This is a genomic window from Micromonospora cynarisoli (genome assembly GCF_030518815.1).
Lineage (GTDB): Bacteria > Actinomycetota > Actinomycetes > Mycobacteriales > Micromonosporaceae > Micromonospora > Micromonospora wenchangensis.
Window position 1 is genome coordinate 3,543,716 of record NZ_CP130426.1, and the last position, 11,691, is coordinate 3,555,406.

Consider the following 11,691-nt stretch of genomic DNA (forward strand, 5'->3'; position numbering starts at 1 on the left):
CGATCAGAACAGCGCGCTGCCCCCGTGGGAGCGTTCCCGGTCCGGCGACACCCGGGCGGTCAGCTCCGGGCCGTCGTTACGCACGTCGCCCACCGCCGTACCCACCGGCCGGATCTCCAGCCCGGCGAGCCAGTCCACCGACGGCGGGACCAGCAGCGCCGCCGGATCGTCGGCCGGGGCGAGCCAGTCCGCCCACCGGTCGGGCGGCAGCAGCAGCGGCATCCGGTCGTGCACCTCGGCCAGCTCACCCACCGCCGCCGTGGTGAGCACGCTGAACGTGAGCGTCGTCTCCCACCGCGACCAGATGCCGGCCAACGCCAGCACCGAGCCGTCCCGCGGGGTCATGAAGTAGGGCTGCTTGCCACCGCCGGCCCGGCGCACCCACTCGTACCAGCCGTCGGCCGGGACCAGGCAGCGGTGGCGGGCGAACGGCAGCGCGTACGCCCGGCTGGTGGCGACCGTCTCGGCCCGCGCGTTGATCATGCGGGCCGCCCCGGCGGCCGACTTCGCCCAGTGCGGCACCAGCCCCCAGCGGCCCACCGAGAGCGCCCGCCCCCGCTCCGCATCGACCCGCACCACCGGCACCCGGTCGGTCGGCGCGACGTTGTAGTCCGGCCGGACCCCGCCGTCGGTCTCGTCGTACGACTCGAAGACCGCGCTCAGGTCCCCGGAGCTCCGGGTCGTCGCGTACCTGCCGCACATGGCGCCTACGCTAACCCCCCGCGCCGCCACCGGCTGTCCCGCCCACCGGGAGCCGGCCCGTCGGCAGTCTCGAAAACGCCGTCGGGTTGGCAGAATGTGACCGTGGGAAACCTGACCGCCACCCGTCCGCAACAGCCCTGGGCCGCACCGACCGCCACCGACCCGGTCACCGCCGCCCTGCGCCTGCCCGGCTCCAAGTCGATGACCGCGCGGGCCCTGGTGCTCAGCGCGCTGGCCGGTGGCCCGTCGACACTGCACGGGCCGCTGCGCGCCCGCGACACCGAACTCATGGCGGGCGGGCTGCGGGCGATGGGCGCCCACGTCTCGGTCTCCGACGACGACCGCTGGCTGGTCCGGCCGCACCGGCTGGTCGGCCCGGCCCACGTCGACGTCGGGCTCGCCGGCACCGTGATGCGGTTCGTCCCGCCGGTCGCCGGGCTCACCGAGGGACGGGTCACCTTCGACGGCGACCCGCAGGCCCGGGTCCGGCCGCTCGGCCCGCTGATCGGCGCGCTGCGCTCGCTCGGCGTCCGGATCGACGCGCCGGAGACCGGCAGCCTGCCCCTGGTGGTGCAGGGCGTCGGCCGGGTCACCGGCGGCGAGGTGGTGATCGACGCCTCCGCCTCCAGCCAGCTCGTCTCCGGCCTGCTGCTCGCCGGGGCGCGCTTCGACCGGGGCGTGGTGGTCCGGCACCAGGGCCCGCCGGTGCCCTCCGCGCCGCACCTGCGGATGACGGTGCAGATGCTGCGGGCCGCCGGGGCGGCCGTCGACGACACCGTCCCCGACGTCTGGGTGGTCGAGCCGGGGCCGCTCGCCGGCCGGGGCTGGGAGATCGAACCCGACCTTTCCGGCGCGGTCCCCTTCTTCGCCGCCGCCCTGGTCACCGGCGGCGAGGTGACCCTCCAGGGGTGGCCGCACAACAGCGTCCAACCTGTCGAACAGCTCCGTTCACTGCTGGACCGGATGGGCGGCCAGGTCACCCTGACCACCGCCGGGCTGACCGTGCGGGGCACCGGCACCGTGCACGGCCTGACCGCCGACCTGTCCGACGTCAGCGAACTGACCCCGGCGCTGACCGCGCTCGCCATGCTTGCCGACTCGCCGTCGACCTTCACCGGCATCGGGCACATCCGGGGGCACGAGACCGACCGGATCGCCGCGCTGGCCCGGGAGTTCACCGGGCTCGGCGCCGACCTGACCGAGACCGCCGACGGGCTGGAGATCCGGCCCCGGCCGCTGCGCGGGGGCGCCTTCCGCACCTACGCCGACCACCGGATGGCGCACGCCGCAGCGGTGGCCGGGCTCGCCGTCGGAGGCATCGAGGTGGACGACGTGGCGTGCACCTCGAAGACCATGCCGGAGTTCCCGGCACTATGGTCGGCGATGGTGACCGGCAAGAGCTGACGGCGGAGGGGGCAGGTCCTGGCGACCAAGCGACGGGAGTACGACGAGGACGACGTACGGGTCCGGCCCGGCCGGTCCTCACGTCCGCGTACCCGGACCCGCCCCCGGCACGACGACGCGGTCGACGGGTTCGTCATCGCCGTCGACCGGGGCCGCTACACCTGCGTGCTCCCCGACGCCCCGGACGGTGCGGCCGTCACCGCCATGCGGGCCCGCGAACTGGGCCGCAAGTCGGTGGTGGTCGGTGACCGGGTGAGCCTGGTCGGCGACGTCTCCGGCGCGGACGGGGCGCTGGCCCGGATCGTCCGGATCGCCGAGCGGCGCTCGGTGCTGCGGCGTACCGCCGACGACGACGAGAACACCGCCGAGGGACGGCTGGAACGGGTGGTGGTCGCCAACGCCGACCAGTTGGTGATCGTCAGCGCGCTGGCCGACCCGCCGCCCCGGACCGGCTTCATCGACCGTTGCCTGGTCGCCGCGTACGACGCCGACATCGAGCCGCTGCTCTGCCTGACCAAGGCCGACCTGGCCGGCCCGGAACAGGTGGTCGGCTACTACACCGAGCTGGAACTGCCGTACGTGCTGGTCCGGCCCGACTCCGACCTCGACGCGCTGCGCGCCCTGCTCGCCGGCCGGGTGTCGGTGCTGGTGGGCCACTCCGGGGTCGGCAAGTCGACGCTTGTCAACCGGCTGGTGCCGGACGCGCTACGGGCGGTCGGCGTGGTCAGCGCCATCGGCCGGGGCCGGCACACCTCCACCAGCGCGGTGGCGCTACGGCTGCCGCGTACCCCCGACGGCGACGGCGACCCGGGCTGGATCGTGGACACCCCGGGCATCCGCAGCTTCGGGCTGGCCCACGTCTCGGCCGAGAGCCTGCTGCACGGCTTCCCCGACCTGGTGGAGGGGACGGTGGACTGCCCACCCAACTGCCCGCACACGGCGGAGGAGGCGGACTGCGCCCTGGACGCCTGGGTGGCCACCGGCAAGGCCGACCAGCGGCGGCTGGCCTCGTACCGTCGCCTGCTGGCCTCCCGGGCCGGCGAGGGCGACCCCCGCGAGGCGGAACGCAACCCCGGCGACCCCCTCGCCGGCTCCTGACCGCCCCTCTCCTCCTCTCCCGCCCCGTGCCCACTCCCCACCCACCCCTCCCCGCTGGCGGGGAGGGGTGGGTGGGGAGTGGGGAAGGGTGGGTGGGGTGGGGGTTAGGGTTTCGGGGTGACGGGGTACGCGAGGGATATCGAACTTGCTCATCGGCTCGCGGATGCCGCCGACGCCATCGCGATGAGCCGGTTCCGGGCACTGGACCTGCGGGTGACGGCGAAGCCGGACCTGACTCCCGTGTCCGACGCGGACACCTCGGTCGAGCGGGAGATCCGGGCGTTGCTGGCTGCCCATCGGCCGGGCGACGGGTTGCTCGGCGAGGAGTACGGCGAGCAGCCGGCCACCGGCCCGCACGACCGACGCTGGGTGATCGACCCGATCGACGGCACCAAGAACTTCGTCCGGGGCGTGCCGGTGTGGGCCACCCTGATCGCCCTGCTGGAGGGGGACCGGCCGGTGGTCGGGCTGGTCTCCGCCCCGGCGCTGGGCCGGCGCTGGTGGGGCGCCCCCGGCGTGGGGGCGTACGCGGGGCGCGACGCCGCCTCCGGCGAGCCGATCCGGGTCTCCGGGGTCCGCGACCTCGCCGACGCCAGCTTCTGCTACTCGTCGCTGACCGGCTGGGAGGCGGCCGGCCGGCTGGACGCGGTGCTCCAGTTGATGCGCGACACCTGGCGCAGCCGCGCGTACGGCGACTTCTACGGCTACATGCTGCTGGCCGAGGGGGCACTGGACGTGATGGTGGAGCCGGAACTCTCGCTGTGGGACGTGGCCGCGCTGGTGCCGATCGTGACCGCCGCCGGGGGCACCATGACCACCCTGGAAGGCATTCCCGCCCCTGGTGGGACGGCATCCGGCGAGATCAGCGCGATCGCCACCAACGGGCCGCTGCACACCGACGTGCTGTCCCGGCTGGGTCGGCCAACCGCGCGCTGAACGCACCGGCCCTCTATTCTCGCCTGGTGGTGTCCTCCGGTTGGTGCTTCCTCGCGGCGATGATCATCGCGTACGGCTTCGCCAACATGCTCCAGTCGGTGGCCGCCGCGCGGACGACCGTGCACCACACCTTCGACCCGGGGCTGCTGCTGCGGCTGGCCGGGCACCGGACGTACCTGATCGGGCTGCTCTGCCAGGTGACCGGCTTCGTGCTTGCCTTCCTGGCCCGACGCGACCTGCCGTTGTTCCTGGTGCAGGCGAGCGTGGCGGCGGGGCTGGGGGTGACCGCCCTGCTGGGGGTGGTGGTGCTCAAGTGGCGGCTGCCCGCCGCCGAGGTGGCGCTGCTGGTGCTGCTCTTCGCCGGGATCACCGCGCTGGTGCTCTCCGCCCAGCCGGCCCCCTCCAAGGGGCTCGGCACCGCCGGCCTGGTCGCCCTGGCGATGGCGCTCGGCGGGATCGGGCTGCTCGGCTTCTTCGCGGTACGCCTGCACGGGGCACCGGGCTCGGTGGCGCTCGGTTCCCTGGCCGGGTTGGCGTTCTCCGCCGCCGCGGTGGCCGCCCGGCCGCTGGCCTCCGCCCCGTCGGCCGAGGCGTTCGTCCGTGACCCGCTGCTCTACCTGCTCATCGCCCACTCGCTGGTGGGTCAGCTGCTGCTCGGCCTGGCGATGCAGCGGGGCTCCACGACGGCTGCCGTCGCCGCGATGGACGCCGCCGGGGCGGTGCCCGCCGCGGTCGTCGGCCTGCTGCTGCTCAACGACAAGATCTGGCCGGGCCGGGAGTGGCTGGCCGCCGTCGGCTTCCTGATCACCCTCGCCTCGGTCATCGGGCTCACCAGGTACGCCGCACCCCAGCATCACCACGCGGTGGCCCGCACCCGGGAACGCGCCATGGTGGGCGCGGTCCCCCGGGCCTGACCCGACGGGCCTGCACCGCACGAAAGCCGGCACCACAGACACCAGCGCCGCACGAGAGCCGGCACCGGCCCCGGCCGCAGGTCGTGTCGGCGGTGAACGGCCCCGGTCAGACGCCGACCGGGCCGGTGGTCGCCGTCCCCGTGGCCGGTGCCTCGACCTCGACCGCCACGGTGACGTCCGGGCCGGCCGACGGGTCGGCCTCGACGTCGACCGGCACCGTCTCGGGCACCTCGACCGGGGCACGCCGACCCACCACCCGCTCGTAGAGCCGCTCCAGCGCGCCGGCCGTCCGCTCCCAGGTGTAGCTGCACCGCACCCGGTCCACCGCGGCGTGCCCGTAGGCGAACCGGCCCGCGTTGTCGGCGAGCAGCCGGCGCAGCGTCATGCCCAGCGTACGGACGTCACCGGGGGGCACCAGCCGGCCGGTGACCTCGTCGACCACCGCGTCGGCGATGCCGCCCACGGCGTAGCCGACCACCGGCACCCCGCAGGCCATCGCCTCCAGCGACACCCGCCCCGCGCAGGAGTAGTGCGGGGTGCAGGCGACCACGTCGGCCGAGCGGTACCAGGTGGCGAGCTGGTCGTGCGGCACCGCGCCGACCAGGGTGACCTGGTCGGCGACCCCGGTACGCTCGGCCAGCTCACGCAGCCGCCGGGCCTCCGCGTGGGTGGCGAGCTGGTCGGCCGGCGGCCCGCCGGCGATCACCAGCTCCGCGTCGCCGACCAGCCGCATCGCCCGGATCAGGTCGTCCTGGCCGTGTCCGGGGGACAGCCCGCCGACGGAGAGGATGCGGGCCCGCCGGTCGCGGGGGGCGGCCTCGCCGTCGGGGTGGAACCGTTCGACGTCCACCCCGGTCGGCACCATCGCCACCGACGAGCGTTGCAGCCCCATCCGGGTCAGCTCGTCGACCTCGTCGGTGCACTGGGCGACGGCGACGTCCACCGCCCGGGTGAGGGCGCGCTCCAGCGGGATGCGCTCGCCGGGGCCGTCGTACCGGCGGCCGAGGTGGCGGCGCTGCTCGACGCCGAGCGAGTGGAAGGTCTGCACCACCGGGATGTCCGTCTCCCGGACCGCGTGTGCGGCGGCCAGGCCGCCGATCCAGTAGTGCCCGTGCACCACCTCCGGCGTCCACTCCCCCGCCCACCGGTCGGCCAACCAGCGGCCGAACTCGGGCACGTGCGGGACCAGGTCGGCGGTGACGGTGGGCCGGGCCGGGCCGACGGGCACCCGTTCCACCAGGTAGCCGTCGATCTCGACGCTCGCCGGCAGGGCCGGGTCGTCGCGGCGCTCGTACACCCGCACGTCGTGGCCGCGCCGGGCCAGCTCGCCGGCGACCCGAGCGACGTGCTCGTGGGTGCCGACGGGCGGTCCTTCCGCGTGCCGGGACGACCCGGCGTGCGCGCAGACGAGGCCGACGCGCATGGTGCACCTCCATGCGATCTGCGAGGGATGGTCTCCGGTCAGAGCGTCCCATTAACCGGGGCCCCACGAGCCGAAACCTCGCAGATCGGAAGCGGTCAGCGGGCCGTGTGTCGGCTGTGGGGCACCCCACACCGAACCGGCCCGGTGCGGGCCCGACCCGGGGTGAGCTGCGGGTCACGGATCGGTCCCGCCGATCAGTGGCCGCGCGGCGGCATGACCCGGCCCGACCGGGGGTACCGGGCGGAGATGCCGATGACCCGTACCTCCGCCGTCGCCGCCGTGGTGGTCGCCGGCCTCACCGACGGGTTCGACGCCGCCCCGACGCCGCGCCCCGCCCGGCCCGGCGTCGCCGGGAAGCCGACCCGGCCGGTCCGTGCCGATCGGGCGCGACCGCGATGAGCCGCGCCGACCTGCCGACGCCGGGGACGGTCCGGCACCCCGGGGCGGGGTGCCAGGTGGTGGCCGACGACTCCTCCGCGCTGGTCCGGCTCGCCGGAACGCTGGAGCCGGCCGACGTCGACCGGGTACGCGACGCGCTGCTCGCCCGCCTCGTCGCCCGGCCCGGTCCGATCGTGGTCGACCTGGCCGGGCTGCGCGCCGCAGCGTCGACCGCCGGCCAGCTGCTGGCCGGGGTCCGCCGGACGGTACGCGACTGGCCCGCCGCGGACCTGCTGGTGGTCGATCCGACCGGGACGGTCGCCGACGGGGCCGCGACGGAGCTGGCGGTCTACCGGACCCCGGCCGAGGCGACAGCGGCCCTGGCCCGTACGCCGATGGCGGCGGTGCTGACCGAGGAGCTGACGCCGGCGGTCGGGGCGGCCCGGTGGGCGCGGGAACTGGTGACCGACGGCTGTGCCCGGTGGGGCGTGCCGGAGCTGGCCGAACCGGCCTGCATCGCGGTCACCGAGCTGGTCAACAACGTGGTGGCGCACGCGTCGACCCCGATGACGCTGCGGCTGGCAGCGCAGGGCGACACGGTGCACCTGGCGGTGCGGGACCACTCCCGGCGGCTGCCCCGCTACGCGGGGCTGGCCCCGCTCACCTCGGCCGGCGGCCGGGGGTTGCTGCTGATCGACACGGTGGCCCGGCGCTGGGGCAGCACCCTGCTCCCGGACGGCAAGGTGATCTGGTGCGTGCTGCACACCGAGGACGAGTCGCACTGGCACCACGACTGATTGCTGCCCTTTCGTCCCGATCCGGGGAGCTGGACCCGGTTACCCGGGCCGTGCCAGTGGGTAGTGCTCAGCCATGCGCGACGACGAGTTCCCGACCCCCGTGTCCGACCCCGAGGCGCTCGGCCTGCCCGACACCGCCGACGACGACTCGACCGCCGACGACGACGTGCTGACCGGCCGGGAGGCCGACGGCCCCGACCCGGCCCAGCTACCCGGCGACCGCACCCCGGTGGCCGTCGACCACTTCGGCACCACCGCCGACGAGCAGCTCGACGGCGAGTCGTTGGATTACAAGCTCGACCGCGAGCAGTACGAGCGGCGGGCCGACGACCCGCTGGCCGGGCCGGTCGACCCGGACATCGCCGCCGAGGCGGAGAACGAGGAGGCCGCCGCGCAGGCCCAGCTCGACGCCGACGTGCTCGATCCGGGTCCCACCTCGGACCCGAACTCCCCGGTCTCGCTCTACGACCACGGTCAGCTCGGCACGGTCGCCGACGCGCAGGTGGGCCGGCTGGTCGAACCGGACGAGGGGGCCCGCACCGACCAGGAGACCGACAGCATCGCCTACGACGCGGGCGCGGCCGGCGGCGGCGCGAGCGCCGAGGAACTGGCCGTCCACGAGACTCGCCCGCCCGAGGCGCACTGACCTCAGTCGTCCAGGCCCCGCTCGATCGCGTAGCGGGTCAGCTCCACCCGGTTGTGCAGCTGGAGCTTGCCGAGCGTGTTCTGCACGTGGTTCTGCACGGTGCGGTGCGACAGCCCGAGCCGCCCGGCGATCTGCTTGTAGGACAGCCCCTTCGCCACCAGCCGCAGCACCTCGGTCTCCCGGTCGGTGAGTCGGGGTGTCGCGCCGGGCCCGTCGTCGCCGGACCCGCCGGCCGGTGGGTCCGCGGCGAGCCGCCGGTACTCACCCAGCACCAGACCGGCCAGGCCCGGGGTGAACACCGGCTCACCGGCCGCCGTACGGCGCACCGCGTCCAGGAACTCCGCCGGGGCCGCCGACTTCAGCAGGTAGCCGGTGGCCCCGGCCTTCACCGCGTCCAGCACGCCCTGCTGCTCGCCGCTGGCCGACAGCATCAGCACCCGGACCCGGGGCAACGCGGCCCGCAGTCCCTGGATCACCTCCACCCCGGAGATGTCCGGCAGTTGGAGGTCGAGCACCACCACGTCGGGTCGGGCGGCGGCGGCCACCCGGACCGCCTGGCGGCCCTCCCCGCTGGTCGCCACCACCAGGTGCCCGGCCTCGGTGAGGTCCCGGGCCACCCCCTCCCGCCACATCGGGTGGTCGTCGACCACCATCACCCGTACCCCGGTCATCGGTTCCTCCTCGGCACCATCAGTTCGATCTCGGTGCCCTCCCCCGGCGTCGAGATGATCCGCACCTCGCCGCCGAGGTCGGTCATCCGTCCCCGGATGGCCTGCGCCACCCCCAGCCGGCCCTGCCGGGCCGCCTCGACCAGCCGCCCCTCCGGGATGCCCGGCCCGGCGTCGCGCACCGACACGGTCACCGTGTCGCCCTCGTCCTCGACGAGCACCCAGGCCCGCCCGTCGGCGTGCCGCCGCACGTTGTCCAGGGCCGCCGCCGTCGCGGCGGCCACCTCCCGGGCCGTCGGCGCGGGCAGCGGCACCGGGGTCGCCGGGGCGGAGACCTGCACCGTCGCCGAGGCGTACCCGGACAGCAGGGACCGCAGGTCGACCTCACCGACCGGGTCGGCGGGGGACGTCGGCGGGGCCCCGGAGATCAACGCGCGTAACGCCACCTCCTGCTGGCCGGCGAGCCGGGCCAGCTCACCGGCCTCCCCGTCGAGGTGCGCGCCGCGCCGCTGGACCAGGGAGAGCACCTGGAGCACCGAGTCGTGGATGTCCCGGGCGAGCCGTTCCCGTTCCCGGGTCGCCGCCTCCAGTTCCACCGCCCGCTGCAACCGTTCCTCGGTGGTCACCGCCAGCCGGGCCACGTGCCCCACCACCGCCCCGGCGAGCAGCAGCAGGATCGCCCCGGTCAGCGAGGACGGGCCGATCCGGCCCCGGGTGGCGAGGTCGGTGCCGCCGATCAGCAGCGCGGCCACCGTGCCGCGCCGCCGCCCGCCGGAGACCGCCCAGGCCAGCACCGGGCCGGCCAGCCACGCCACGGCCAGGGCGGGCACCCCGGCGGCCAGCGCCGGACGTCCCACCACCCACGGCGTGACCGCCAGGATCGCCAGGACCACGCCGAGGTCGGCCAGGAGCAGCGGCCAGCGCCGGTTGGCCGGCCGGGCGTACCCGACCGCCGTCACCCCGGACCAGGCCAGCATCACCAGCAGTACGCCGCCCGCGGCGACCGGGTGGGCGTACCGGCCGGCGTCGCGCAGGACCAGCAGGCCGACGTACGCCAGCGAGGCGAAGCGGAAGACCGCGACGGAACGCCACAGCGGGTCGGCGAAACCTCCCGGCGGGGACGACGGCATGGCCGCCACGATGCCACAGTCCCCAGGTCAGCCGGCCGGGCCGGTCGGTGCGGACCGGAGAACCCTGACGTACGGTAGAAATAGCGTGAAAAACTCCGAGATCGCTGCCGGGACAGGGCCCATGACGAACGCAGAACTTCCCACACCGCGTACGGTGGTGCCCATCGAACCTTCCCTTCTCATCGCCGAGGCGTTCGACCAGGCACAGGTGACCGAGCTGAGACACTCGGTCAGCTCCTGCGCGCACGCGGCCGGCCTGGCCGGTCAGCGGCTCGACGACTTCGTGCTGGCGGTCAACGAGCTGATCACCAACGCCGTCCGGCACGGCGGCGGCCGGGGCTGGCTGCGGCTCTGGCGACGCCCCGGCGAACTGGTCTGCGAGGTCTCCGACCACGGCAGTGGCATCAGCGAGCAGCGACTCGACGACCGCAGCCGGCCCGCCCCGGACACCGCCGGCGGCTGGGGGCTCTGGCTGGCCCGGGAGCTGAGCGACGCGATGGAGGTCGAGAGCGGCTCGGCCGGCACCACCGTACGGATCAGCGCCGCCGCCGGCTGACCCGCCGCCCTGGTCCGTCGACCCGGCCCGCCGGTGCCGGTCAGCCGAACAGGGCGCTGACCGACTCGCCGTTGTGGATGCGGCGCATCGCCTCGGCCAGCGCCGGGGCCACCGACAGCACCGTCAGCTTCGGCACCCGCTTGTCCGCCGGAATCGGCACGGTGTTGGTGCAGACGATCTCGCGTACCCCCTCGACGGCGGCGAGCCGGCTCAGCGCGCCGCTGGAGAACAGGCCGTGGGTGCAGGCCAGCCGGATCGACCGGACGTTGCGTTCGTGCAGGTGGCCGATCAACTCGACCACCGTACTGCCCTTGGCGATCTCGTCGTCCAGCACGATCACGTCCCGGTCGGCCACCTCGCCGATCACCGTGCTGATGGTGACCCGGTCGTCGCTGAACCGCTGCTTCGCCCCGGCCGCGACCGGGGTGCCGAGCATCCGGGCGAACGCCGCCGCCTCCTTGGCGTTGCCCAGATCCGGCGAGACCACCACCGTGTCACCCAGGTCGCGCCCTCGGAAGTGGGCGGCCAACTCCCGCAGCGCGTGCAGGTGGTCGACCGGGACGCTGAAGAAGCCGTGCACCTGCGGCGAGTGCAGGGTCATCGCCAGCACCCGGTGGGCACCGGCCGAGGTGAGCAGGTCGGCCACCAGCCGGCCACCGATGGAGATGCGCGGCGCGTCCTTCTTGTCCGACCGGGCGTACGCGTAGTGCGGCAGGACCACGGTGATCCGGCCGGCCGACGCGCCCCGGGCGGCGTCGATCATGAGCAGCAGCTCGACCAGGTTCTCCTGCACCGGCGGCACCAGCGGCTGGATCAGGAAGACGTCCCGCTCCCGGCAGTTCGCCTGCAACTGCACCTCCAGGCAGTCGTTGGCGAACCGGGACACCCGCACCGGGTGCAGCGGCACCCCCAGGTGGGAACAGATCTCGGCGGCGAGGTCGGGATGGGCGGTTCCACTGAACACGGCGATGTCGCGCACGTCTGGAGATCGTACGGAGCCGCCGTGGTTCTCCGGAGCGCGCCCGGCCGGTACGGTGCC

General features: G+C 75.0%; 13 protein-coding genes. 8 read left to right on the forward strand and 5 right to left on the reverse strand.

The features are described 5' to 3' along the window. Positions 1 to 3: 3 nt before the first annotated feature. The gene (locus Q2K16_RS14990; protein ID WP_302746148.1) at positions 4 to 702 is read right to left on the reverse strand and encodes an SOS response-associated peptidase; all 699 of its coding nucleotides are present in this window, start codon (positions 700 to 702) and stop codon (positions 4 to 6) included. A gap of 102 nt (positions 703 to 804) precedes the next feature. Between Q2K16_RS14990 and aroA the strand changes: the two genes are divergently transcribed. The 4 genes from aroA (at position 805) to Q2K16_RS15010 (ending at position 5,054) form a co-directional block, all read left to right on the forward strand. Further along, on the forward strand, positions 805 to 2,106 hold the full coding sequence (aroA, locus tag Q2K16_RS14995) for a 3-phosphoshikimate 1-carboxyvinyltransferase (RefSeq protein WP_302746149.1): 1,302 nt from the start codon (positions 805 to 807) through the stop codon (positions 2,104 to 2,106). A 165-nt stretch (positions 2,107 to 2,271) separates the two neighbouring features. Continuing rightward, the gene (gene rsgA, locus Q2K16_RS15000; protein WP_302746150.1) at positions 2,272 to 3,204 is read left to right on the forward strand and encodes a ribosome small subunit-dependent GTPase A; all 933 of its coding nucleotides are present in this window, start codon (positions 2,272 to 2,274) and stop codon (positions 3,202 to 3,204) included. A gap of 117 nt (positions 3,205 to 3,321) precedes the next feature. After that, a complete protein-coding gene (gene hisN / locus Q2K16_RS15005) occupies positions 3,322 to 4,140 on the forward strand; it encodes a histidinol-phosphatase (protein ID WP_302746151.1) in 819 nt (272 codons plus the stop codon). A gap of 59 nt (positions 4,141 to 4,199) precedes the next feature. Beyond that, positions 4,200 to 5,054 carry a hypothetical protein gene (locus Q2K16_RS15010; protein WP_302746495.1) on the forward strand — a complete coding sequence of 285 codons (855 nt, stop codon included), beginning with the start codon at positions 4,200 to 4,202 and terminating at the stop codon, positions 5,052 to 5,054. Between the two features lie 106 nt (positions 5,055 to 5,160). On the opposite strand, the gene Q2K16_RS15015 is transcribed toward Q2K16_RS15010, so the two are convergent. Then, positions 5,161 to 6,477: a glycosyltransferase gene (locus tag Q2K16_RS15015; protein WP_302746152.1), complete on the reverse strand. Its 1,317-nt coding sequence runs from the start codon at positions 6,475 to 6,477 to the stop codon at positions 5,161 to 5,163. 252 nt (positions 6,478 to 6,729) lie between these two features. On the opposite strand from Q2K16_RS15015, the gene Q2K16_RS15020 reads away from it, so the two are divergent. The 3 genes from Q2K16_RS15020 (at position 6,730) to Q2K16_RS15030 (ending at position 8,298) form a co-directional block, all read left to right on the forward strand. Continuing rightward, positions 6,730 to 6,876, forward strand: a complete 147-nt coding sequence (locus Q2K16_RS15020) for a hypothetical protein (protein WP_302746154.1) — start codon at positions 6,730 to 6,732, stop codon at positions 6,874 to 6,876. Next, the gene (locus Q2K16_RS15025; RefSeq protein WP_302746155.1) at positions 6,873 to 7,652 is read left to right on the forward strand and encodes an ATP-binding protein; all 780 of its coding nucleotides are present in this window, start codon (positions 6,873 to 6,875) and stop codon (positions 7,650 to 7,652) included. The genes Q2K16_RS15020 and Q2K16_RS15025 overlap by 4 nt, the downstream gene beginning before the upstream one ends. A gap of 73 nt (positions 7,653 to 7,725) precedes the next feature. After that, positions 7,726 to 8,298, forward strand: a complete 573-nt coding sequence (locus Q2K16_RS15030) for a DUF5709 domain-containing protein (protein WP_145921547.1) — start codon at positions 7,726 to 7,728, stop codon at positions 8,296 to 8,298. A 2-nt stretch (positions 8,299 to 8,300) separates the two neighbouring features. Here the strand turns inward: Q2K16_RS15030 and Q2K16_RS15035 are convergent, their stop codons facing one another. Together Q2K16_RS15035 and macS are read right to left on the reverse strand one after the other, a co-directional pair. After that, a complete protein-coding gene (locus tag Q2K16_RS15035) occupies positions 8,301 to 8,969 on the reverse strand; it encodes a response regulator (RefSeq protein WP_302746156.1) in 669 nt (222 codons plus the stop codon). Then, positions 8,966 to 10,096 carry a MacS family sensor histidine kinase gene (gene macS, locus Q2K16_RS15040; protein WP_302746157.1) on the reverse strand — a complete coding sequence of 377 codons (1,131 nt, stop codon included), beginning with the start codon at positions 10,094 to 10,096 and terminating at the stop codon, positions 8,966 to 8,968. Before macS ends, Q2K16_RS15035 begins: the two co-directional genes overlap by 4 nt. A gap of 121 nt (positions 10,097 to 10,217) precedes the next feature. On the opposite strand from macS, the gene Q2K16_RS15045 reads away from it, so the two are divergent. Further along, positions 10,218 to 10,652: an ATP-binding protein gene (locus Q2K16_RS15045; protein ID WP_088647676.1), complete on the forward strand. Its 435-nt coding sequence runs from the start codon at positions 10,218 to 10,220 to the stop codon at positions 10,650 to 10,652. A gap of 40 nt (positions 10,653 to 10,692) precedes the next feature. Here Q2K16_RS15045 and Q2K16_RS15050 read toward each other — a convergent pair whose 3' ends face one another. After that, complete coding sequence (locus Q2K16_RS15050) at positions 10,693 to 11,631, reverse strand: ribose-phosphate diphosphokinase (protein WP_088647675.1); 939 nt, start codon at positions 11,629 to 11,631, stop codon at positions 10,693 to 10,695. Positions 11,632 to 11,691 lie beyond the last annotated feature (60 nt).

Bases quoted from the DNA above. Each gene is read 5' to 3' on its own strand.
- Q2K16_RS15015 (WP_302746152.1), bottom strand. From the start codon at position 6,477: ATGCGCGTCGGCCTCGTCTGCGCGCACGCCGGGTCGTCCCGGCACGCG.
- Q2K16_RS14990 (WP_302746148.1), bottom strand. From the start codon at position 702: ATGTGCGGCAGGTACGCGACGACCCGGAGCTCCGGGGACCTGAGCGCG.
- Q2K16_RS15025 (WP_302746155.1), top strand. From the start codon at position 6,873: ATGAGCCGCGCCGACCTGCCGACGCCGGGGACGGTCCGGCACCCCGGG.
- Q2K16_RS15030 (WP_145921547.1), top strand. From the start codon at position 7,726: ATGCGCGACGACGAGTTCCCGACCCCCGTGTCCGACCCCGAGGCGCTC.
- Q2K16_RS15020 (WP_302746154.1), top strand. From the start codon at position 6,730: ATGACCCGTACCTCCGCCGTCGCCGCCGTGGTGGTCGCCGGCCTCACC.
- Q2K16_RS15035 (WP_302746156.1), bottom strand. From the start codon at position 8,969: ATGACCGGGGTACGGGTGATGGTGGTCGACGACCACCCGATGTGGCGG.
- Q2K16_RS15045 (WP_088647676.1), top strand. From the start codon at position 10,218: ATGACGAACGCAGAACTTCCCACACCGCGTACGGTGGTGCCCATCGAA.
- macS (WP_302746157.1), bottom strand. From the start codon at position 10,096: ATGCCGTCGTCCCCGCCGGGAGGTTTCGCCGACCCGCTGTGGCGTTCC.
- Q2K16_RS15010 (WP_302746495.1), top strand. From the start codon at position 4,200: ATGATCATCGCGTACGGCTTCGCCAACATGCTCCAGTCGGTGGCCGCC.